Source organism: Aquimarina callyspongiae (assembly GCF_034322225.1).
Classification (GTDB): domain Bacteria; phylum Bacteroidota; class Bacteroidia; order Flavobacteriales; family Flavobacteriaceae; genus Aquimarina.
On record NZ_JAXLPA010000002.1, the window covers coordinates 384,779 to 407,697 of the forward strand.

General features: G+C 32.4%; 25 protein-coding genes. 16 read left to right on the forward strand and 9 right to left on the reverse strand.

The genetic code is table 11. The annotated features are described in order from the left end of the window. The first annotated feature begins 31 nt into the window (after nucleotides 1–31). Entirely contained in the window at nucleotides 32–1,042 is a 1,011-nt protein-coding gene (locus U0D62_RS08800) for a S41 family peptidase (protein WP_322286898.1), read from the forward strand. A gap of 11 nt (nucleotides 1,043–1,053) precedes the next feature. On the opposite strand, the gene pdxR is transcribed toward U0D62_RS08800, so the two are convergent. After that, nucleotides 1,054–2,553, reverse strand: a complete 1,500-nt coding sequence (gene pdxR, locus U0D62_RS08805) for a MocR-like pyridoxine biosynthesis transcription factor PdxR (RefSeq protein WP_322286899.1) — start codon at nucleotides 2,551–2,553, stop codon at nucleotides 1,054–1,056. Between the two features lie 90 nt (nucleotides 2,554–2,643). On the opposite strand from pdxR, the gene U0D62_RS08810 reads away from it, so the two are divergent. The 7 genes from U0D62_RS08810 to U0D62_RS08840 all read left to right on the forward strand — a co-directional run bounded on the left by U0D62_RS08810 (nucleotide 2,644) and on the right by U0D62_RS08840 (nucleotide 8,742). Next, nucleotides 2,644–3,306, forward strand: a complete 663-nt coding sequence (locus U0D62_RS08810) for a pyridoxamine 5'-phosphate oxidase family protein (RefSeq protein ID WP_322286900.1) — start codon at nucleotides 2,644–2,646, stop codon at nucleotides 3,304–3,306. Between the two features lie 108 nt (nucleotides 3,307–3,414). Beyond that, the gene (locus U0D62_RS08815) at nucleotides 3,415–4,794 is read left to right on the forward strand and encodes an exonuclease domain-containing protein (protein ID WP_322286901.1); all 1,380 of its coding nucleotides are present in this window, start codon (nucleotides 3,415–3,417) and stop codon (nucleotides 4,792–4,794) included. A 117-nt stretch (nucleotides 4,795–4,911) separates the two neighbouring features. Beyond that, nucleotides 4,912–5,640, forward strand: a complete 729-nt coding sequence (locus U0D62_RS08820; RefSeq protein ID WP_322286902.1) for an alpha/beta hydrolase — start codon at nucleotides 4,912–4,914, stop codon at nucleotides 5,638–5,640. Between the two features lie 50 nt (nucleotides 5,641–5,690). Beyond that, nucleotides 5,691–5,996, forward strand: a complete 306-nt coding sequence (locus U0D62_RS08825; RefSeq protein WP_322286903.1) for a DUF1272 domain-containing protein — start codon at nucleotides 5,691–5,693, stop codon at nucleotides 5,994–5,996. Between the two features lie 16 nt (nucleotides 5,997–6,012). Continuing rightward, entirely contained in the window at nucleotides 6,013–6,540 is a 528-nt protein-coding gene (locus tag U0D62_RS08830) for a GNAT family N-acetyltransferase (protein ID WP_322286904.1), read from the forward strand. A 138-nt stretch (nucleotides 6,541–6,678) separates the two neighbouring features. After that, nucleotides 6,679–7,218 (forward strand): hypothetical protein, encoded by a 540-nt coding sequence (locus U0D62_RS08835; RefSeq protein ID WP_322286905.1) that lies wholly within the window; start codon nucleotides 6,679–6,681, stop codon nucleotides 7,216–7,218. A 78-nt stretch (nucleotides 7,219–7,296) separates the two neighbouring features. Further along, complete coding sequence (locus U0D62_RS08840; RefSeq protein WP_322286906.1) at nucleotides 7,297–8,742, forward strand: pyridoxal phosphate-dependent decarboxylase family protein; 1,446 nt, start codon at nucleotides 7,297–7,299, stop codon at nucleotides 8,740–8,742. A 34-nt stretch (nucleotides 8,743–8,776) separates the two neighbouring features. Here U0D62_RS08840 and U0D62_RS08845 read toward each other — a convergent pair whose 3' ends face one another. The 6 genes from U0D62_RS08845 to porX form a co-directional block, all read right to left on the reverse strand. Then, nucleotides 8,777–9,151 (reverse strand): hypothetical protein, encoded by a 375-nt coding sequence (locus U0D62_RS08845; RefSeq protein ID WP_322286907.1) that lies wholly within the window; start codon nucleotides 9,149–9,151, stop codon nucleotides 8,777–8,779. Nucleotides 9,152–9,432: 281 nt separating this feature from the next. After that, nucleotides 9,433–10,635: an alanine dehydrogenase gene (locus tag U0D62_RS08850; RefSeq protein ID WP_322286908.1), complete on the reverse strand. Its 1,203-nt coding sequence runs from the start codon at nucleotides 10,633–10,635 to the stop codon at nucleotides 9,433–9,435. Nucleotides 10,636–10,795: 160 nt separating this feature from the next. Next, on the reverse strand, nucleotides 10,796–11,125 hold the full coding sequence (locus U0D62_RS08855) for a hypothetical protein (protein WP_322286909.1): 330 nt from the start codon (nucleotides 11,123–11,125) through the stop codon (nucleotides 10,796–10,798). Nucleotides 11,126–11,243: 118 nt separating this feature from the next. After that, nucleotides 11,244–11,432, reverse strand: coding sequence for a hypothetical protein (locus tag U0D62_RS08860; protein WP_322286910.1), 189 nt, complete (start codon nucleotides 11,430–11,432; stop codon nucleotides 11,244–11,246). A gap of 265 nt (nucleotides 11,433–11,697) precedes the next feature. Further along, on the reverse strand, nucleotides 11,698–12,102 hold the full coding sequence (gene tsaE / locus U0D62_RS08865) for a tRNA (adenosine(37)-N6)-threonylcarbamoyltransferase complex ATPase subunit type 1 TsaE (RefSeq protein WP_322286911.1): 405 nt from the start codon (nucleotides 12,100–12,102) through the stop codon (nucleotides 11,698–11,700). Nucleotides 12,103–12,184: 82 nt separating this feature from the next. Continuing rightward, nucleotides 12,185–13,735 (reverse strand): T9SS response regulator signal transducer PorX, encoded by a 1,551-nt coding sequence (porX, locus tag U0D62_RS08870; RefSeq protein WP_322286912.1) that lies wholly within the window; start codon nucleotides 13,733–13,735, stop codon nucleotides 12,185–12,187. 216 nt (nucleotides 13,736–13,951) lie between these two features. Between porX and U0D62_RS08875 the strand changes: the two genes are divergently transcribed. The 8 genes from U0D62_RS08875 (at nucleotide 13,952) to sucD (ending at nucleotide 21,374) form a co-directional block, all read left to right on the forward strand. Continuing rightward, nucleotides 13,952–15,181 carry an HD domain-containing protein gene (locus U0D62_RS08875; RefSeq protein WP_322286913.1) on the forward strand — a complete coding sequence of 410 codons (1,230 nt, stop codon included), beginning with the start codon at nucleotides 13,952–13,954 and terminating at the stop codon, nucleotides 15,179–15,181. A gap of 24 nt (nucleotides 15,182–15,205) precedes the next feature. Continuing rightward, complete coding sequence (gene lpxD / locus U0D62_RS08880; RefSeq protein ID WP_322286914.1) at nucleotides 15,206–16,234, forward strand: UDP-3-O-(3-hydroxymyristoyl)glucosamine N-acyltransferase; 1,029 nt, start codon at nucleotides 15,206–15,208, stop codon at nucleotides 16,232–16,234. Continuing rightward, complete coding sequence (locus U0D62_RS08885) at nucleotides 16,227–17,630, forward strand: bifunctional UDP-3-O-[3-hydroxymyristoyl] N-acetylglucosamine deacetylase/3-hydroxyacyl-ACP dehydratase (RefSeq protein WP_322286915.1); 1,404 nt, start codon at nucleotides 16,227–16,229, stop codon at nucleotides 17,628–17,630. The genes lpxD and U0D62_RS08885 overlap by 8 nt, the downstream gene beginning before the upstream one ends. A gap of 26 nt (nucleotides 17,631–17,656) precedes the next feature. Continuing rightward, nucleotides 17,657–18,439, forward strand: coding sequence for an acyl-ACP--UDP-N-acetylglucosamine O-acyltransferase (lpxA, locus tag U0D62_RS08890; protein WP_322286916.1), 783 nt, complete (start codon nucleotides 17,657–17,659; stop codon nucleotides 18,437–18,439). A 26-nt stretch (nucleotides 18,440–18,465) separates the two neighbouring features. Continuing rightward, a complete protein-coding gene (gene efp / locus U0D62_RS08895; RefSeq protein WP_109437552.1) occupies nucleotides 18,466–19,032 on the forward strand; it encodes an elongation factor P in 567 nt (188 codons plus the stop codon). Nucleotides 19,033–19,071: 39 nt separating this feature from the next. After that, complete coding sequence (locus U0D62_RS08900; protein ID WP_322286917.1) at nucleotides 19,072–20,010, forward strand: UDP-3-O-(3-hydroxymyristoyl)glucosamine N-acyltransferase; 939 nt, start codon at nucleotides 19,072–19,074, stop codon at nucleotides 20,008–20,010. After that, a complete protein-coding gene (locus U0D62_RS08905; RefSeq protein WP_322286918.1) occupies nucleotides 20,003–20,410 on the forward strand; it encodes a nuclear transport factor 2 family protein in 408 nt (135 codons plus the stop codon). Before U0D62_RS08900 ends, U0D62_RS08905 begins: the two co-directional genes overlap by 8 nt. 91 nt (nucleotides 20,411–20,501) lie before the next feature. Beyond that, the gene (sucD, locus tag U0D62_RS08910) at nucleotides 20,502–21,374 is read left to right on the forward strand and encodes a succinate--CoA ligase subunit alpha (protein WP_322286919.1); all 873 of its coding nucleotides are present in this window, start codon (nucleotides 20,502–20,504) and stop codon (nucleotides 21,372–21,374) included. 87 nt (nucleotides 21,375–21,461) lie between these two features. On the opposite strand, the gene U0D62_RS08915 is transcribed toward sucD, so the two are convergent. Further along, nucleotides 21,462–22,253, reverse strand: a complete 792-nt coding sequence (locus U0D62_RS08915) for a hypothetical protein (protein ID WP_322286920.1) — start codon at nucleotides 22,251–22,253, stop codon at nucleotides 21,462–21,464. Further along, a complete protein-coding gene (locus U0D62_RS08920) occupies nucleotides 22,250–22,813 on the reverse strand; it encodes an RNA polymerase sigma factor (protein ID WP_322286921.1) in 564 nt (187 codons plus the stop codon). The genes U0D62_RS08915 and U0D62_RS08920 overlap by 4 nt, the downstream gene beginning before the upstream one ends. Nucleotides 22,814–22,919 lie beyond the last annotated feature (106 nt).

A 22,919-nucleotide genomic window follows, 5' to 3' on the forward strand; every position in this document is an offset into this window, starting at 1 on the left:
AATGAATAATAGATTCTTCCTTATACTGACAATGGCTTTTTTTATTTCAATGAATAGCTATGTTCAAAGCCAAACTCTTAATGATAGCATAATAACTTTTTATGATAGTCTTTTTAATGATCTTGAAAATAAATATCTCTTTAAGAGTAAAACTAATTGGGAAACTTTAAAACCTATAATACAAGAAAGAGCTTTGCAGAGTAAAAGTTTTAAAGAATCTCTTAGGGTAAGTACATTTCTTTTTGATACCATACAAGATGATCATACTCAGATATTTTATAAAGATTTACATATTACAAATTCTCATAATAGAGAATTTACAGCAGATGATTTTAGCGAACAGTTTATAACCAGGTATGAAGCCGGTGCAGGTTTTGAAGCTAAAGTCATTAAAAAAGAATATGGGTATGTTCGAATTCCTGGAATTCTTTTAATGAACGTTTCTCAGGATTCATTAAATGCCAAATCACAACAGATGTATGATAAAATTATAGAAGTGGATACATCTACATCTCTAAAAGGCTGGATTATTGATCTAAGGTTTAATAGTGGAGGTAATGCATATGCTATGATAGCAGCATTGTATCATCTTCTGGGAGACACTGTTGTATATAATGGATTAGATCTTAATGGAGAAGTGAAGTTGATTCATCGATTAGAAAACGGAAATTTTTATGCTGGAAAAAAAATAGAAGCTACTGTTAGAGCTCGTCAAAAACCAGATATTACAATTCCTGTTACATTTATAACAGGTAAACTTACGGCAAGTGCAGGAGAAGATATACTGGTCGCTTTTAAAGGTAGAGACAATATTAGTTTTATAGGAGAACCTACGTATGGATTTTTAACAGGAAATGATAAATTCGAATTACCATTTGAAGCCGTGATGGCTATGACCACAGAATATATTGCCGATAGAAATAATGTCTATACTAAAAATATTATTCCTGATGTTGTTATAGAAAAACAAGATAATTTTGATGACCTTACAAAAGACCCTAATATAATAGAGGCAATTAAGTTTATTAATTCAAAGAAATAAATTGAACTATATTAATTTAACATCGCAAATACTTTTGATAATCGATTTATAACTTCCTGAATCTCTACTTCATTTAAAGAAGCAAACCCCAGCCGTATTCCGTTATGACCAGAATGATCATTGTCATAACGGCGCCATTCTGGATTGATTTCCAGATTAAGGTTATGCGCTTTGGTAATCACATCATCCCAATGATATTTCTTATCTAATCTTATCCAAACAGCCATTCCGCCTTTAGGGATTTCGAAATCAAAATAGCTCCCTAGTTTTTCTTGTAGCAATCTACAAAACAAATCACGCCGCGTTTTGTAGATCTTCAAGACTTTATTAGAATGTCGCTGTACATCGCCAGATTTGATCAGGGTTGCGAGCGTTTGTTCTAAGAGCATATCTCCTTGTCGATCAATAATCCGCCTTAATTCTGCAGCTTCATTCACAAAATCTTTAGGCGCGATTAAATATCCTATTCTCATTGCAGGAGCAATAATCTTGGTAAAACCGCCTATATAAATTACATTACCGTTATAATCGTTACTGGCCAATGGCAGGATAGGAGCATTGCTGTAATGAAAATCATAATCATAGTCATCTTCAATGATTGCAAAATTATATCGTTGAGCTAATTGTAATAAATGCATCCGCCTTTCTGCAGAAAGCGTTACTGTTGTAGGGTGATGATGATGAGAGGTTGTATATACAGCCTTAATGTTATTAGAAATACATAACTTTTCTACATCATCAGTATTTAATCCTTGATCATCAATAGATACCTGTTCTATAACCCCTCCTGCATTCTGAAAAGTATTATCTGCAGTCATATAATTAGTGTTACCAGTAATGATCTTGTTTTTTGGAAGAAGTAAAAGTTGACTAGCCAGATAAATCCCCATTTGACTACCTCTGGTGATTAAGATGTTTTCAACATCAATATGTAACCCTCTTGTTTGGTTAAGATAGGTAACAAGAGTTTTTCTAAGCTCTAAATTGCCATAAATAGAATCATAATTGAGTAATTTTTTATGATGCGATTTTTTGGTGATATTACGATATGTTTTTGCTATCTCTTCAATTGGAGCAAGCCTGCTATCAGGAACGCCATCGTTCATTTTGATAGCATTTAATGTAGAGGATTTTTGGGATACTCGAATTAAATGAGGGCGTTTTATAAAAGAAAAACCACTTTTATCATTAGAATCAATTTTTGTAGGATCATTATTCAACTTTTTAGGATGTATAATGGGTAAGGAAGCCGTAACAAAAGTGCCTTTGGCAGGAATGGTCTCTATCCACCCTTGAGCTATAAGTTCTTCATAGGCTGCTATAACAGTTTTGCGATGAATATTAAAATCTTCAGCCAGCTTTCTGGAACCAGGAAGTTTAGAAGAAGGAGTTAGTTTACCAGATTTGATAAATCCAATGATCTGATCACATAACTGTAGATATAAACTTCGGTTTATATTTCTATCGAGGATGATATTATTCTTAAAAGGAAATACAACTGGACTATTCATTATTTACAAACTGGATGATTTAAACGATCCATAAAACTACTATTTTTGAATAGAAAGTAAAAGGGAAATAACACCAATAAGTATTTAATTATGTCAGAATATCCAATTTCACAGTTAAACAAAGTAGTTAGAGGGCCAAAAAGAGCTGATTATGATGTAGAAAGTATTTATAAAATTCTGGATGATGCTTTTTTATGTCACGTAGGATATGTTTGGCAAAATAAAGCCATTGTAATCCCTACTGCTTATGCAAGGCAAGATGATAAAATCTATATCCATGGATCTTTAAAAAACCGTATGATGCTTAGTCTTTTAGAAGCAGGAGAAGCTAGTATTTCGGTAACACACCTGGATGGATTAGTATTAGCAAGATCTGCATTTCATCATTCGGCTAATTATCGCTCTGTTAACGTGTTTGGTAAAGTAAAAAAAATAGAAGACCCTAATGAAAAGATGAATGCTTTAAAATATATTTTAAATCATATGGTACCCGGACATTGGGATAATGTGAGACAACCTAATGATAAGGAATTTCATGCGACTTTGGTGTTAGAGATATGTATTGAAACTGCTTCGGCAAAAGTAAGAGCAGAAGGTGTAAATGATGAAGCAGAGGATCATAAAAGCCCTATTTGGGCGGGAGTAGTTCCTATCAAACAGGTAGCTTATAACGCTATATCAGATGAGGATTTAAAAGAAGGCGTTCAAATTCCTGAAGCTGTATTAAAATATGTAGAAAAAAATAGTCACTAATGTAGTAAGTCCAAGTGGTAATAGAAGTTGTTGGAATATTTCCTTTTTGATTGGAATAATTCCAGTTTTCATATTTTTCTTTTAGATTTGCATTCCAAAAGAAATGTAATGTCAGAAAACTTATATTCCGTTATAGATATAGAAACAGCAGGCAAAGGCATTAACGGTATTCGCATTACAGAAATATGTATTGTTTTACTCAAAGGAGATAAGGTTATAGATAAGTTTACTTCTCTGGTTAATCCTGATTGTAATATCCCTCATTTTATTACGGCACTTACTGGTATAGATAATAATATGGTTAGAGATGCTCCAAGATTTGAGGAAATAGCAGAACGGATTATTAAGATGACTACAGGGGCTATCTTTGTAGCTCATAATGTGAACTTTGACTATAATATTATTAAAGAAGAGTTTAAAAGTTTAGGATATTCTTTTATTCGTAAAAAACTATGTACAATTCGGCTATCACGAAAACTAATACCTGGAATGCTTTCCTACAGTTTAGGAAAATTATGTACGTCGTTAAATATTCCATTAGAGAATAGACATAGAGCAGAGGGAGATACAGATGCAACAGTCATTTTGTTTAAGCACATTCTAAACCTGGATCCTGACTTTGAATTGATTAATAAGTTTCTGAATGTTCGCTCAAAAGAAGCTACGTTACCGCCACATCTTGAAGTAAAAGCTATAGAAGATTTACCAACAGAAACAGGTATTTATTTATTTAAAGATCAAAAAGGAAAAGTAATATATGCAGGAAAAGCTAAAAATATCAAACAACGAGTAATCAGTCATTTTTATAATAAGAAAAATAAGGAGTATGCACTTTGTCAGGCAACTTATTCTATTGATTATGAGGTTACAGGTAATGAATTGGTAGCTTTGTTGTTAGAGGCAGAAAAGATACAAAAGCATTATCCTAAGTTTAATAGTGCTCAGAAAAGACCTGTAGCACCTTATAGGATTATCTCGTATGTTAATAGAAAAGGGGTTATTCAATTAGCGATAGATAGATCGCACACTACGAATTATTCTTTTGAGATTTTTTATAACCGGGCAGATGCTATTGAAAAACTGGAACAACTTTGTGAAGATTTTCAGTTATGTCCTCGTTATTGTAGTTTACAAAGTACAACAGAACGATGTTCTCATTATAAAATTAAAAATTGTAAAGGTATTTGTGATGGTAAAGAGTCTATCGCACTCTATAACATGCGAGTTCATAAAGCGTTGGCATTGTTAAATGATAATCAGAAGAGTTATTTGATAAGTGAAAAAGGCAGAACCATGGATGAACAGAGTTTTGTGATGATCCAGGATGGAATTTATAAAGGTTATGGCTTTGTTCAAGAAGAAGAAAAAATTATCAATTTTGATGATATTGAGAATTTTTTACAACTTAAAAAACATACCTATTACACAACCAAAATTATAAAAAGTTATCTCCGTAAAAATAAAAAGGAAAACATAGTATATATATAATCAAGAAGAGTACGATATAAAAACCAGTTCTTAAATTATAACAAAATAATAGTATTTGCCATTTACATTATTTAGTATTTTGAACCATCATATTAAAATAATAAAAACACAATACCTATGAAACGTATACTTACTATTATAACATCCTTGATATGTCTTTGTACTTATGGTCAAAAAACAATTGACTATACTTCTAAAGATGGACTTTCTATAACAGCAGATGTTTATGAAGCGACAAAAAATAATAATAACCAATTTATTATTCTATTTCATCAAGCAGGATGGAGCAGAGGAGAATACCAGGAGATTGCACCTAAGCTAAATAGCCTAGGATATCAATGTATGGCAGTTGATCAACGATCTGGTGGAGCTGTAAATCGTGTAGAAAATAAAACCAATGTACAAGCTAAAAAGAATGGTAAAAAGACCGAATTTATTGATGCTTTTCAAGATATAGAAGCTTCTGTAGCATATGTCAAAGAAACATACAATCCAGAGAAAATTATTCTTTGGGGGAGTTCATATTCTTCTTCGTTAGTACTTAAGTATGCCGGAGATTATCCTGATCAAATTCAAGGAGTTTTATCTTTTTCTCCAGGAGAGTATTTTGGAAAAAAAGGTTTTATCACTAAGAGCGCTGCTAATATTCAGGTTCCTGTTTTTATCACTTCTGCTAAGAATGAAAAAGGGAATTGGTCAGGGATTTATGATGCCATTTCATCAAATAAAAAACAATCATTCCTTCCAGAAACAAAGGGAAATCATGGATCAAGAGCATTGTGGAATAAATTTTCAGATAATGATGCCTATTGGAAAGCTGTAAAAGCATTTTTAAAAACTATATAATCACTCAAAGTACCAACTATATATCATTAACCAAGCAAAAAAATATTAGTATGTTAGAAATACGTCCCACTTGTGAAAACTGCAATAAAGCATTACCGAATGATAGTACTGAGGCTATGATTTGTAGCTTCGAATGCACATTTTGTAAAGATTGTGTGGATAATATATTTCATAATGTTTGCCCTAATTGCGGAGGAGGTTTTGAAAAAAGACCCACACGACCAGTGAATTGCTTAACGGGTAACTGTGTGGATAAATACCCTGTTGGTACCAGAGTAGTTTATAAACCAATTGATGATACTAAGTTTAAAAAAGTTTTTGACACTTTTAGGACAATAGAACCATCAAAAAGATAATGCAATTGCATGGATAATGAGTATAGAAATAAGACGAGCCATAGTTGAGGATGCAGAAATTGTTTCTTATCTGGGAACTACTACTTTTGATCAGGCTTTTGGTGATTTTTTTAAGGATAAAGAAGGACTTCGAGAGTATCTGGATACTACTTTTTCTGTAGAAAAAATAAAGAATAGCTTAAAAAAAGATACTAATAAATATTGGGTTGTAACCGATCAGGATCAATCGATAGGATATGCTAAGTTACAACTCAATTCACCTTCAGAGTTTATCAAGGGAAATAATGTATGCAAACTACAAAAAATCTATTTCCTGAATACCTTCTCGGCAAAGGGTATTGGTAGTAAGCTACAACAATTGATTTTTGAAGAAGCAATTGCTAATTATTGTGATTTTATGTGGTTATCTGTTCTTAAAGAAAACGATAGAGCAGTAAAATTTTATGAACGTAATGATTATAAAATTGTAGGAGAGCATCCTTTTATGATTGGTAACGATCGATTTAATTTTTGGGTGATGAGTAAAAAGTTAGGTACATCTTGATTTGAGAATAGTTTATGGATAATAATTAGGTGATTGTAGTAACGTTTTGTTCAGTTAAGACATATATTATTAGAAACCATAGATCTTCTTATTTGCAATAAGAGGGTTATAGAACTAAAATTATATTATACGTTTTAAATGATCAAAACTTTTTTTAGAAATTTAGCAGAAAAGGAGAACGGGAAAATTTATTATCAGGATGAAGATATATCAATAGGAGATGGAGTTAGAAGCCCAAACGTAATCTTTATCGTTAAGTTTACCTATAAAGAAAACCAAATAACAATCTTAAATCGAACTGGCACAGCTTATGTTGGAGAAATAACCTGCACATTACCTTCTACCTCAAGACCAATTCAATTTGAATTATCTTCAATATCACACTTAACAAACTTTTTTCTTCGAAAGAAAAGTAGATTAAAAATAACTTCAGAAAATGAAAACATCAAACATTTTTTTAAAAATAATAGTGCCCTAAATAAATTAAAAGAAATAGCTAAAAAAGAGGATTTTAGTCCATTGATTTATTGTGACCCTAGTGAGGAAAGAAAAATTATAGCAAAGTATCATTTGGAGTTCAGTGATTGGACAGAAGTAATAGAGCCTATTATTGAATTATATAAAAATTTGGCAGATGAATTCGAAAACCGAACATTAAGCTATTATAGATCTCAATAAAGAAAACATTAAAGGTAAGGTCAAATCCTGTTATCAACACTTTCTGTCTAATGATAAAAACAATACCTTAGCATCACTATGATTGAGAAAATTAAAGAACTTGAAAAATTATCAAGGCTTTTAGATCCAGAACAGAATCAAAGAGATGCGTGGAATACCGAAGTTTTACAATATTCTAATAGCTTTATAAATGATTTAGATAAGTCAAAAGCTTTTTATCACTCAGAAGAAAACGGGAAAGATATTTATGATCTTACTATTACCGAAGAACCTACAGAATTATCTGATCTTTTAAAAAGTACTATTAAAAATATTGATGGAGCAGGAGTAAACCCCGCTTCGGGAGGGCATATGGGATATATTCCTGGAGGTGGATTGTATCCATCGGCTTTGGGAGATTATATAGCTGCTGTTAGTAATCGTTATGCAGGTGTTTTTTTTACTGCACCAGGAGCAGTACGTTTAGAAAATATGCTAATACGTTGGATGTGCAATATTATGGGATATCCAAAAACAGCTATAGGTAATTTAACTTCAGGAGGATCGATAGCTAATTTAGTTGCAATAGTAACGGCTAGAGAGGCATATAATATCAAAGCCAGAGATATCGAAACATCCGTAATTTATCTTTCTGAGCAAGCGCATCATTCAATACAAAAAGCAATAAGAATAGCAGGATTATCTGAAGCTCAATTGAGATACATTCCTTTAGACGATAAACTAAGACTATCGGTTGTCGAATTAGAAAAAGCAATTCTTGAGGATAAAGAAAAAGGGTTAACTCCATTTTTTATTAATGCATCATTTGGCACTACTAATACAGGTGCTATAGACCCTATAGAGCCAATAGCAGCCATTGCAGAAAAATATAATGTATGGTTTCATATAGATGCAGCGTATGGTGGTTTTTTTAAGTTGGTATCAGAAATGAATTCAAAATTTAAAGGGATCGAAAAGGCAGATTCTATTACTTTAGACCCGCATAAGACACTTTTTTTACCTTTTGGAACAGGAACTATTCTCATTAAGGACAAAGAAAAGGTATTGAAAGCATATCACTATCTCGCAGATTATATGCAAGATACAATTGATGCTACAGAAGAAGTTTCACCGGCAGATGTATCACCAGAACTTACCAAACATTTTAGAGGGATGCGATTATGGTTACCTTTAAAATTATTTGGTTTGACACCTTTTAAAGCAGCATTAGAAGAAAAGTTGCACCTGGCTCGTTATTTTTATAATGAAATTAAGAAAGTCGATAGATTTGAGGTAGGACCAGAGCCTGAGCTTTCGGTGGCTATGTTTAGGTATATTCCAGAAAATCAAGAGGCTAACACATTCAATAAAAAGCTAATTCAGGCTATCCAAAAAGATGGACGGATATTTCTTTCTTCAACAACAATTAGCAACGTGTTTTGGATACGCGTAGCCGTTGTAATCTTTAGAACTCATTTAGAACAAATAGATCTGTTATTAAAAATTATAAACGAAAAGGCTGAGAAAATTTCTGCTTTGCAGTAAACTATAAATAGAAACTCACTTGATTTCTTACTAATTACTTAATGATATCAAGTGTAGTAATCCTTGCAATACTATCACAGTTCTCAATAAGCAGACTAATATTTTTTTCTTTAGCCAAACCTTCAATAGTATAGGTGTTGCAAGAATCTAGTTTGGTATTGCTCTTAGAAAAATCTACACTGCCGTTTTTTAATAAAGCAGAGATATCTGCTGTATCAATCTTATAAGTATTCATATTATATAAAGCCTGTTCAGAAAAAGCTCTTTCTTTAATCCGTATGTTCTTAAGTACTCTAGCATTAGGGCTATAATCACACGAAGTTTTTTTACCACCTAAAAAGAAAAACAATAGAATTAAACCAATACCAAATCCACCTAAATAGTAGAACAAGCGTTGTGCTAGTTTCATATAATAACTACAATTAAAATAATAGGGTCAAAAGTAAGTAAACTTTTTGTTTTAATAGACTACAAAGTAGCAAAGCTTCTGAGTTACTTGGTAACAAAGTTTCAGAATTTAAAATAAGAAATCGAAAATAGCTTTTTAGTAGCGAAATCCTTGTTTTCGACACAAAATTCTTAACAGAATTTCACTCAAACTGACGCATTTGAGATTAATCGAACTCAGGTTATTAAGTTAATCACATAAAGCTAAGAACAAGATATCCAAAACCGGATACCTAACAATAGCTATAAAATAAGCAAGTTGATATCTCGATAAGAAAGATCAAACCAATCAGCAATTGGTTTACTGGTTAGGATACCATGATAGAAATATAACCCACTTTTAAGTCCACGATCAAAGCGTACAGCGTTCTCGATACCTCCTTCTTCACCAATTTGTAGTAAATAAGGTGTAAAAATATTACTTATAGATAACGATGAGGTACGTGCATAACGTGATGGGATATTAGGTACACAATAATGAACAACCCCGTGTTTTACAAAAGTTGGGTTGTCATGAGATGTCACTTCGCTAGTTTCAAAACATCCACCCATATCGATACTGACATCAATGATTGCCGCTCCGGTTTTCATATTTTCTACCATAGTTTCAGAAACAATGATCGGAGCTCGGTTTTTACCTCGTACAGCACCAATTACTACATCACAACGTAGCAAGGCTTTTAAAAGGTTTTTGGGTTGTATAGTTGAGGTATATAATGGGCGACCTACATTGGTCTGGATACATCTTAGTTTAGTAATTGAATTATCAAAAACTTTTACATTGGCACCGAGCCCAATTGCAGAACGTGCTGCAAATTCGCCAACAGTACCAGCACCAAGAATTACAACCTCGATAGGAGGAACACCACTGATATTGCCCATCATTAACCCAGAACCATTGGTAGCACTACTCATCAATTCTGAGGCGATTAGTACAGAAGCGGTTCCTGCGATTTCACTCAAAGCACGTACAGCAGGGTACGCACCATCTGAATCACGAATAAATTCAAATCCAAGTGCTGTGATTCTTTTTTTGGCTAGTGTTTGAAAATATTCCTTAGACTGCGTTTTAAGCTGTAGCGCAGAAATTAATACCGTTTGTGGGTTGATATGTTCTAATTCTTCTATCGATGGTGGCTCCACTTTAAGAATAATTGGACAACCAAAAACTTTGGTTCTATCGTTGGTGATTTCTGCACCAGCCTCACTATAATCGCGATCAATAAAGCTTGCGCCTATACCAGCATTAGCTTCTATTAATACTCTGTGTCCGTGAGCGGTAAGTGCAGCAACGGCATCAGGTGTAAGGCAAACACGTTTTTCTTGATAATGCGTTTCTTTTGGAATTCCGATAAAGAGTTTACCTTTCTTACGGGCCACTTCTATCATTTCTTCCTGCGGCAATAATTGTTCTTTAGTGAATGGCGATGAAGGTCTGTCGGTCATGTGTGTGAAATTCGGTAACTCAAATTACGAATAAAAATGCATAGCATGCAAATTCATGAAAAAATTAGCTTCGTTTGTATGATCATAATGCTAGTTGAATAATAGAAAAGAACAAGCTTACTAATAAGTTAGATGTTTTAAAAGCCAGAAAAATATTTAATTATCTAAATCGATTCCACCAGGATTTCTTTTTATTTTTTAAAAGCTTGTTGATTTCACTTAGATCTATGTTATGTATTCTATCAAATATTCTTATTCTTAACGTATATAGTACTCCGAGAATAACTATTATAATTGGAGCAACGAAATAAATTTCTATTTCATCAAAATATTTTACATCATCATTAATTAATGAAACTAATTGAAAAGCAAACATAGCTATTGGAATTAAAATAACTAAATACCACCAGTGTCTACAAGTGAAAAACCAAATCAACAATAATATTAAAGGAATTAATTTGCTCATAATCATCCAAACGAATGAGCTCATGCTTTCAAAGTATTTACTTTCATAGGTAAATAAAGAAGTTTCCCAGACAGGACCATCTGGGAAACTATTATATAGATAAAAAAGGTATGGTGTAAACGCTATAATTAAAATTATAATACTACCCGTTAGTAGGTACTTTGACTTTGGATTTGTCGATGATTTTTTTAGCTGTGGTTTCTTTTCCTTGGTTGGTGTCATGTTGTTCTAAAGGGGTGTTTTCGTCGTTATTTTGATTAGTGTCTAGATCAATTAAAAAATAAGCACCAGTGGCAAAAACAAGACTAAAGAATGTTGTTACGATTTTCATTTTTATAGGGTTTTAATTAGTTGAGCCCTAAACTTAGAAGAAAAAAGAACGACATTCCCAATTAAAAAACTTGTAATTTTGCCGGCTGTAAGGGGCCGTTTTTTATAATTTAAAAACGTATTCATGAAGTATTTATAATGTCAAAACACTATAAATAACCGATAAGAATACTTGTAAAAAACAAACAATAAGCTTAGTTGAGTTTTTGTGTAGGAAAAGGAGCATTATTGTTAAAATTTTACAAAACCGTAGTTTTTAACATTTTTTACCTCAATAAAAGTAATCTTTTTCCGTCATCTTGCAAATCGATTTTGATGCTAATCGCATTTTCAGGGAGTAAATTGGGTATTTTTTCCGGCCATTCTATAAAAATCCAGGCGTCACTATCGATATATTCTTCAAATCCTATATTATAAGCTTCTTCTTCGTCTGTAATTCTATAGAAATCAAAGTGATAAATTGTACTCTCATTACCCTCATATTCATTAACTAATGAATATGTAGGGCTAGAGATTGTATCTTTGACTCCTAGTTGTAAACAAATCTCTTTGATTAAAGTAGTTTTACCCACTCCCATTGCAGCATCAAAAAGCAATACCTTGCTTTGAACTTGATCAATTACCTTCTGGGCAGTTGCAGAAAGTTGATCTAGCGTATATGTTATAGTCATTATTGTTATTCGTAGTTTCTGATTTCAGTTTTGTAACTAAAATATTATAGTTGTTGGTTAATTTTATAAGAATATCTCTTATCTACCTTGGGTTTAATACCGCAAAAGGAATTATCATTTCTTCTAATGACACACCACCATGTTGATAGGTGTTACGATAATAACTTACATAATGATTATAGTTATTAGGATATGCAAAGAAATAATCACCTTTTGCAAAAATAAAAGAACTACTCATGTTTATAGAGGGTAGGTGTATGGTTTTAGGATTTGTAGCTGCTAATACCTCTTTATCTTCATATGTAAGACTTTTACCAGTTTTATAACGTAAATTCAAGCTAGTATTTTTATCACCAATTACCCTTGATGGGTTTTTTACATTAATAGTTCCGTGATCGGTAGTGATTAACAATTTAAAACCTAATTGTTGTGCTTGTTGTATCATCTCTAATAGTGGAGAGTTTTTGAACCAACTTTGAGTTAAGGATCTATATGATTTATCATTAGAAGCCAATTCTTTAATTACTTCCATCTCTGTTTTACTGTGAGATAACATGTCTACAAAGTTATATACCACTACAGTAAGGTCATTATCCTTTAACCCTTTAAAGTTTGCTGCCAGGGTTTTTCCAGATCGCTCATTAGTAATCTTATAATACTCGTGCTTAATGTCAAGACCTAGTCGTTGTAATTGTGCGGTAAGAAACTCATTCTCGTTCATGTTTTTACCACCTTCATCTGTATCATCTAACCATAGATCTGGATGCCTCTTTTTCATCTCAGAAGGCATTAATCCAGAGAAGATTGCATTACGAGCGTATTGTGTTGCCGTAGGTAAAATACTGTAATAAGAAGCTTCGTGTTCTTTTTTGTAATAATTATTTACAATAGGTTCAAAAGCTTTCCATTGATCATATCTTAGGTTGTCAATAACGACAAATAAGGTAGGTTGATCTTTGCTGATCTCTGGTAATACTTTTTCTTTAAAAAGCATATGAGACATTACAGGAGCATCAGATTTTCCGTCAAACCAATCGGGATAATTTTTATCAATAAACTTACAGAATTGCGAATTAGCTTCTACTTTTTGAGATTCAAGGATTTCAAACATCCCTGTATCTTCAATATTTTCTAATTGCAATTCCCAATAAATCAATCTTTGATATAAATCTACCCATTCTTCAAAAGAATTCACCATAGCCATATCCATAGCTATTTTTCTAAATTCTTGTTGATAATTAGAAGTTGTTTTTTCTGATACCAGCCTGGAGTTATCCAGATTCTTCTTTAGACTCAATAAAATCTGGTTAGGATTCACGGGTTTAATAAGATAATCTGCAATTTTACTACCAATAGCCTCTTCCATAATGTATTCTTCCTCACTCTTGGTAATCATAACAACTGGTAGGCTATCTTCTTTTTCTTTTATTTCTGATAGCGTTTCAATACCAGAAAGCCCTGGCATATTTTCATCAAGAAAAACGATGTCAAAGTTATTATCATCTAATATATCAAGGGCTTCTGTACCACTTTGACATTTTGTTACCTCATAATTCTTTTTTTCTAGAAATAATATATGTGGTTTTAATAAGTCAATTTCATCATCAACCCAAAGTATCTTTATTTTGCTCATCTATTCGATTTTATATATTCGTTTGTTATTTATACCGTGATTTTATATAAAAGTACCATATAAATACCTATGTTTTCTTTGCATAGTAAATTTATAATAAGAACTGGTATAAAAGATATTTGTTACGTTTTTTGTTTTCAAATTTATTTCCTCATCATCAGGTTTACTACCTCCTGCCTATTTGTGTATATTTGTTTCCGTAAAAGTAAAATAAACTTGAAAAAAAGAAATAAGCTCAAAATATTAAACGATCCAATTTACGGTTTTATTACGATTCCTAATGAACTAATTTTTGATCTGATAGAACATAAATATTTTCAACGATTAAGACGTATAACGCAGATGGGGCTTTCTTATCTGGTATATCCCGGAGCTCATCATACTCGTTTTCATCATGCATTAGGATGTATGCATTTAATGCAAAAAGCCGTGAGAGTACTTCGTTTTAAGGGAGTTAGTGTTTCAGATGAGGAAGAAGAGGCATTGTGCGCGGCTATTTTATTACATGATATAGGACATGGTCCTTTTTCTCATGCGATGGAGCATAGTATTGTAAATGAAGTAAATCATGAATCAATATCGCTATTGTTTATGGAAAAAATTAATAGCGAATTTAACGGGAGTTTAACGCTTGCTATTAAGATTTTTAAAGGAGAGTATCATCGTAAATTTTTACATCAATTGATATCCAGTCAATTAGATATGGATCGTCTTGATTATCTTAAAAGAGACAGTTTTTATACTGGTGTAGCCGAAGGAAATATTAATAGTGAACGATTGATTACTATGCTAACGGTTATAAATGATGAATTGGTCGTTGAAGAAAAAGGGATTTATTCTGTAGAAAAATTCTTGTTAGCCAGGCGTTTAATGTATTGGCAAGTGTATTTGCATAAAACTAGTTTGGTAGCAGAAAACCTCTTAATACGGGTTTTAAAAAGAGCCAAAGAATTGGTTGAACAAGGAGTACCACTAAAAGCTAGTAAAGCACTTTCTTTCTTTTTGGAACATAAAATAACTTCGGATAACTTTACTACAGAAGTATTAGAAACATTTTCAAGATTAGATGATTACGATATCGTTTCTGCTATGAAAGAGTGGACCACTTGCGATGATTTTGTATTAAGGAATCTTTCATCTATGATCATTGACAGGGATTTATTAAAAGTAAAAATTAAAAAGAAACCTTTTGATGAGCGTAAAATAGCCGATCATATACAAAAATGTGAAACACATTATAAAATTTCTGAAGAAGAAGCTCGTTATTTTGTTTTTACAGGCACCATTTCTAATCAAGCCTATCATCAAAACAAACAAAACATAAACATTTTGTATAAATCTAGAAAAATAGTAGATATTGTTAGAGCAACAGATCAATTTAATCTTAAAGCACTCTCAAAACCCGTCACCAAATATTTTATATGCTACCCAAAGCATAAAGATTAGTACATTTTTTATACTTTTGCTCAAATGATTTTTACAGCCACACAAATTGCAGGTATTCTCAACGGAGAAATCGAAGGTGATGAAACCGTAGAGGTGTCCAAATTAGCCAAAATTGAAGAAGGTACTAAAGGGTCGTTGACATTTTTGTCTAACCCTAAATATACCCAATATATTTATTCTACAGATGCTTCAATTACTATAGTTGATAAATCTTTTGAAGCGGAGTCTAATATAAAGACCACGCTGATAAGGGTTGAAGATGCTTATAAAGCATTTTCTCAACTATTAGAATACTATAATATGGTAAAGATGAATAAGACAGGTATAGAACAACCTAGTTTTATTTCAGAATCTGCCCAATACGGTGAGAATATGTATTTGGGAGCTTTTTCATATTTAGGAGATAATGTACAAATAGGAGAGAATGCTAAAATATATCCAAATGTTTATATAGGAGACAATGTAACGATTGGAGATAATATTGTAGTATTTGCTGGAGCCAAGATATATTCTGAAACAATTATAGGTGATAACTGTGTAATTCATAGTGGTGCCATTGTTGGTGCTGATGGATTTGGGTTTACACCTAATGAAAAAGGAGAATATAGTAAGGTGCCACAAACCGGAAATGTGATTATAGAAGATAATGTAGATGTTGGAGCAGGAACCACTATAGACAGAGCTACTTTAGGATCTACCGTTATACACAGAGGAGTAAAACTGGATAACCAAATACAAATAGCTCATAATGTAGAAATTGGTGAACACACAGCAATCGCTGCACAAACAGGTATTGCCGGTTCAACCAAAATAGGAAAACATTGTTTGATAGGAGGACAAGTTGGTATTGCTGGTCACCTTGTAATTGGTAATAAGGTTAGAATTCAAGCACAATCTGGGATAGGAAGAAATATTAAAGATGATGAGGCCATCCAGGGCTCTCCGGCATTAGGATATTCTGATTATAATAAATCCTATGTACATTTTAAAAATTTACCTAAGATCGTCGATACAATATACAAACTAGAGAAAAAGATAAATAATAATGACTGACTCCGTTGTGAATAAACAAAGAACCATAGGAAAAGAGGTACAGCTTACCGGAGTAGGACTTCACACAGGTAAAGAAGTAACGTTAACATTTAAACCGGCTCCAGAGTTTCATGGATATGCTTTTTGTAGAGTAGATCTTGAAGGGAGTCCGATTATAGAAGCAGATGCTAACTATGTGGTAAATACCCAAAGAGGAACTAACCTTGAAAAAAATGGAGTAAGTATTCAAACTTCAGAACATGTACTTGCAGCATGTGTAGGATTAGAAATAGATAACCTGTTAATAGAGCTTAATGCTTCAGAACCACCAATAATGGATGGATCTAGTAAGTTTTTTATAAAAGCATTAGAAGAGGCAGGTATCGTTGAGCAAGAGGCAGAACGAGAAGAATATATTGTAAAAGATGTAATCTCATATACTGATGAAGAATCGGGAAGTGAAATTATTGTAATGCCTTCAGATGAATATCAAATTACCACAATGGTGGATTTTGGAACCAAAGTATTAGGTACCCAAAATGCATCACTAAAACACCTTTCTGATTTTAAGACTGAAATAGCAGATGCCAGAACATTTAGCTTTTTGCATGAATTAGAAATGCTATTAGAGCATGGATTGATTAAAGGAGGAGATCTTAATAATGCCATTGTATATGTGGATAAAGAATTAAGTCCTAGTACGATGGAAAAGCTAAAAGTAGCTTTTGGTAAAGATTCTATAGCGATCAAACCCAACGGTATTCTTGACAATCTTACTTTACATTATCCTAATGAGGCTGCTAGACATAAATTACTTGATGTTGTAGGAGACTTAGCTTTAATAGGAACAAGAATACGAGGAAAAGTAATTGCTAATAAACCTGGACATTTTGTGAATACTCAGTTCGCAAAAAAATTATCCAAGATTATTAAGATCGAAAAAAGAAACAAAGTTCCTCAGTTCGATTTGTTTAAAGAACCTTTAATGGATATCAATAAAATTATGGATATGCTACCGCATAGACCACCTTTTTTATTGATTGATAGGATTTTAGAGTTATCTGATAAACATGTAGTTGGATTAAAAAATGTTACAATGAATGAACCGTTCTTTGTAGGTCATTTTCCAGGAGCACCTGTGATGCCAGGAGTTTTACAAGTTGAGGCTATGGCACAAACAGGAGGGATACTTGCGTTAAGTACAGTTCCGGATCCAGAAAACTACCTTACTTATTTCATGAAAATAGATAAAGTAAAGTTTAAACAACAAGTGCTACCAGGCGATACACTAGTATTTAAATTAGAATTGCTAACACCAATTCGTAGAGGTATTTGTCATATGCAGGCATTTGCTTATGCAAATGGAAAATTGGTGACAGAAGCAGAATTGATGGCGCAAATTGTTAAATCCAAATAATAAAATAAAAAAACAAATATAGACTGATGAATCAACCGTTAGCATACGTTCATCCTGGAGCAAAGATTGCAAAGAATGTTGTAATAGAACCGTTTACAACCATACACAATAACGTAGTGATTGGAGAAGGAACTTGGATTGGTTCTAATGTTACAATTATGGAAGGTGCTCGAATAGGAAAAAATTGTAGTATTTTTCCTGGAGCAGTAATTTCTGCTATTCCTCAGGATAAGAAGTTTAATGATGAAGATACAGTTACAGAAATTGGCGATAATACAACCATTCGTGAGTGCGTAACAATCAATAGAGGAACAACCGATAGGATGAAAACCAAAATTGGTAATAATTGTTGGATTATGGCTTATTGTCATATAGCACATGATTGTATAGTTGGAGATAATTGTATTTTTTCTAATAATAGCACCCTTGCAGGACATATCAACGTTGGAGATTATGTTGTTTTAGCAGGGATGGCTGCAGTACAACAATTCTGTAGTATTGGTAATCATGCTTTTGTAACTGGAGGATCTTTAGTACGTAAAGATGTACCACCTTTTGTAAAAGCGGCTCGTGAACCATTATCTTATGTAGGAATTAATTCTATTGGTTTAAGAAGAAGAGGGTTTACAACAGAAAAAATAAGAGAAGTTCAGTCTATTTATAGAATACTTTATCAAAGTAACTATAATAATACTCAGGCAGTTGCATTTATAGAAGCAGAGATGGAAGCAACGCCAGAAAGGGATGAAGTATTAGAATTTATTAAAAACTCTCAAAGAGGAATCATGAAAGGATATTTCTCTAATTAATAGAATAAAGAAAAAAGAATAATAAAATGGCAAGTACTAGTGATATAAGAAATGGATTGTGTATTAAATATAATCATGATATCTATAAAATTATTGAGTTCTTACATGTAAAGCCTGGTAAAGGACCAGCTTTTGTTCGAACAAAATTAAAAAGTGTTACCACAGGTAAAGTAATTGACAATACATTTTCTGCAGGTCATAAAATTGAAGATGTACGTGTAGAAACACATAAGTTTCAATATTTATATGCAGAAGGTGATACGTTTCATTTTATGAATACTGAAGATTATAACCAGATTACACTTGAGAAATCTGTATTAGATGCTCCTGGGTTATTGAAAGAAGGTGAAGTCGTAACGGTTATTATTAATTCTGAAGATCAAATGCCACTTTCAGTAGAAATGCCGGCAAGTGTAATTCTTGAAGTTACAGCTACAGAACCAGGAGTTAAAGGAAATACTGCTACTAATGCAACAAAACCTGCAACAGTAGAAACTGGAGCAGAAGTGATGGTGCCTCTTTTTATTAATGAAGGAGATAAAATCAAAGTAGAGACCGAAAAAGGAACGTATAAAGAGCGTATCAAAGAATAGTAATTCAGAATTCGCTATTCTGAATCCTGAATTATAGAAATGAAGTTTCCGCAGGCGCATACATTACAACAAATAGCTACCATAATATCTTCAGAGTTTATTGGTGATCCTGATTTTCCTGTACTAGGAATGAATGAGATTCATGTAGTAACACCAGGAGATATTGTTTTTGTGGATCATCCTAAATATTATGACAAAGCACTTGAAAGCGCTGCTACGATTGTGTTAATCAATAAAAAAGTCGATTGCCCAGAAGGCAAAGCCTTATTGATATCTGATGATCCTTTTAGTGATTTTAATAAACTCACCAAATATTTTAGACCTTTTCAGAAAGCTACTTCATTAATTGCTGAATCGGCAAAAATTGGTAAAAATACGGTTATACAACCAGGAGCTTTTGTTGGTAATAATGTAGTGATCGGAGATAATTGCCTTATCCACGCGAATGTAAGCATTTATGACCATACCGTACTAGGGAATAATGTAATCATACATTCAGGAACGGTTATTGGATCAGATGCTTTTTACTATCAAAAAAGACCCAAAGGATTTGATAAATTAATTTCTGGCGGAAGGGTAGTAATAGAGGATTATGTGGATTTAGGATCTTTATGTACCATAGATCGAGGAGTTACGGGAGATACGACTATTAAAGAAGGTACAAAGATTGATAACCAGGTGCATATAGGTCACGATAGCGTGATTGGAAAAAAATGTTTAATAGCTTCTCAGGTTGGAATTGCCGGTTGTGTGGTAATTGAAGATGAAGTAACAATTTGGGGGCAAGTAGGTGTAACAAGTGATGTTGTTATAGGCACAAAAGCTGTAATCTCTGCTCAATCAGGAATCAGCAAATCTTTAGAGGGTAATAAAAGCTATTTTGGTACTCCAGCTGATGATTTTAGAAAAAAATATAAAGAAATAGCTGCTATACGGCAGATTCCGGAGTTAATTGAAAAATTGAAAAAGAATGAGTAAAACTGCAAAGGATATTGTAAGATCCTTTTATGAAACAGATCTTATCCATAATTCTGAAGTCTTTTCTGAATATTTACATCCCGAAATCGAATTATACTGGAATAGTAGTTTTGGATTTAATAAAAAAGATTATAGCGCTATAAAATCAATGTTTAAAGAAATGTCAGTTTCTTTTGAATCATTGAGATGCGAAATTAGTCACCTTTTAACAGAAGGGGATGTGGTTACTATACGATATACCTATTTTGTAAAAACCATAGAACAACCTGATCAAGAAGAAGCAATTGCACATTTTATAACGATATGGGAATTGAAAGAGAATAAACTTCATAAAGGGTATCAAATTAGCCAACAGGGTGATACAAACCCTGAAAGTTTGAAGTCTTTTATTTCAAAATAATCCAATAAAAAATAATCTCAATTTAATTTTAACGATACTTTTCAAAAGCTTACTTTTGAGGACTTCAAAAAAAATATAAAATCATAACGCAATGAGTGTTTTAGTAAATAAAGATTCTAAAATTATAGTTCAAGGATTTACTGGTAGTGAAGGAACTTTTCACGCTGGTCAAATGATTGAATATGGTACTAATGTTGTAGGTGGTGTTACTCCAGGAAAAGGAGGACAAACTCACCTGGATAAGCCTGTTTTTAATACTGTAGAAGATGCTGTAAAAGAAGTAGGAGCAGATACAACAATTATTTTTGTACCACCAGCTTTTGCTGCTGATGCAATTATGGAAGCAGCAGATGCAGGTATTAAAGTAATTATCACTATTACAGAAGGTATTCCTGTTGCAGATATGATCAAAGCTTATGATTATATTCAAACAAAAGGATGTCGTTTAATTGGTCCTAACTGTCCTGGAGTAATTACTCCTGGAGAAGCAAAAGTAGGTATTATGCCAGGTTTTGTTTTTAAAGAAGGTAATGTAGGGATTGTTTCTAAATCAGGAACACTTACTTATGAAGCAGCAGATCAGGTTGTAAAACAAGGATTAGGTATTACAACGGCTATAGGAATAGGAGGAGATCCAATTATTGGTACTACTACCAAAGAAGCAGTAGAGTTATTGATTAATGACCCTCAGACAGAATGTGTAGTAATGATTGGCGAAATCGGTGGTCAACTAGAAGCAGATGCGGCTAAGTGGATTAAGGAAAGTGGAACTTCTAAGCCAGTTGTTGGATTTATAGCAGGAGAAACTGCACCGGCTGGACGTACTATGGGACATGCAGGAGCAATTGTAGGAGGTAGTGAAGATACTGCAGCTGCAAAGAAAGCTATTATGAGAGAATGTGGTATCCACGTGGTAGATTCTCCAGCAGAAATAGGTAAAAAAGTAGCAGAAGTATTAGGATAATATATACTTAACCAAATTCTAAGAGGAATTTGGGATTTTACTATAAAGATTTAAAAACTTACAATATGAATTTATTGTAAGTTTTTTTTATAGCTGATCTAAAAGCTCAGAAGCTTCTTTATATTTATAATTACTAGGAGATCGAGCTATTTTTGATAGCACCTCTTTTGCTTTAGAAATTTCACTCTTTTTTATAAATAATAGTGCTTTATACCATCTAGCTTTGGGAACATCTATCAATTTGCTGTTAATGAGTGTGTTAAATGTTTTTTCAGCAGCATCATACCTCTCTAATTCCATTTGAGCAATACCAGTATATAGAAATATAGCCGCTTTATTATCTTGAGGATCATTAAAATTGGTAGTTAAGATATGTAAAGCTTGATCATATTCTTTGGTTTCAAAGAATTTTTGAGCATCGATTAATAAAGCACGCTCTTCATTGTTCCCACGATCTACTAGTGATGGCAGTTCAGAAAAATTACTATATTCTGCATACAATGTGTCAGTTGAAGTATTAATTGAAGAAAAAATTGTAAGCCCTATTATTATAATAATAGCCGCCGCACTAGAATACAAAAACCAGGTTTTCTTTCTCTTGTTTTGATAATCAGAATTAACTTTTTCTAAAGTGCTTTTTAATTCTTGAGTGGATTGACTTTGTAGTAGCTCTTCATATTCTGTAACTTCTGGATGATTCGTATTTGTACTAATGCTCCATTCATTATCATTCAGATTAAGGATCAATTGTTTTTCAAAGTTTACTTTTTCACAGAAGACTTCATCGTTTTCTATTCTAAGCAATACCTCATTTCTTTCTTTTTCAGAAAGTTTATTCTTAAGGAATTTTTGAATTAATATGTCTTCTTCTAAACTCATAATTTTTTGAGCGAATTATAGCGTTGATCTTCCTGAATAAATTTAGATAATTTTGTCTTACACTTAAAAACCCGCTGTCTTGCAACAGTTTCAGAATTATATCCCATTTTTTTTACGATTTCTCCATAAGAGCAATTATTAAAAAACATGGTTAGTACTTTCTTGCAATTTTCTGAGATCAACTCCAATTTTTCTGCAAACAATTCCCATCTTTTTTGTTCTAATATTGTTAGTGCAATGTCACGCTCAGCAGGTATTAGTTCTATAATGTCGTTATTTGTTACCCTGTTTTTTGCAATTTTTAATTCTTTACGCCACAAATTTTTACAAGTTGTAAATAAATACGCTTCAAAACTACTATTGATTTTAAACTTTTCTTTTCGATACCTTACCGTAATTTGTAATAGTGCTTTCTGGAAAATATCTTCAGCATCTTGTTGTTTACCTTTATTCTGAAGTATAAATTTTTTAACTCTAGGAAAAACTATTGTATAGATCTTCATAATTCCTTTAGAGTCATTATTTAATAAACTTGTAAGATGTTGAGTGTTTTCCGTCATTAGAGAACTATAATTCCGTATGCGAATATAAATTTTTTATCTTCGTTTGGGTAACAAAAATGGTGTTTTGGGAACTAATAAAATAAAATTGTTACAAATTAAAAAA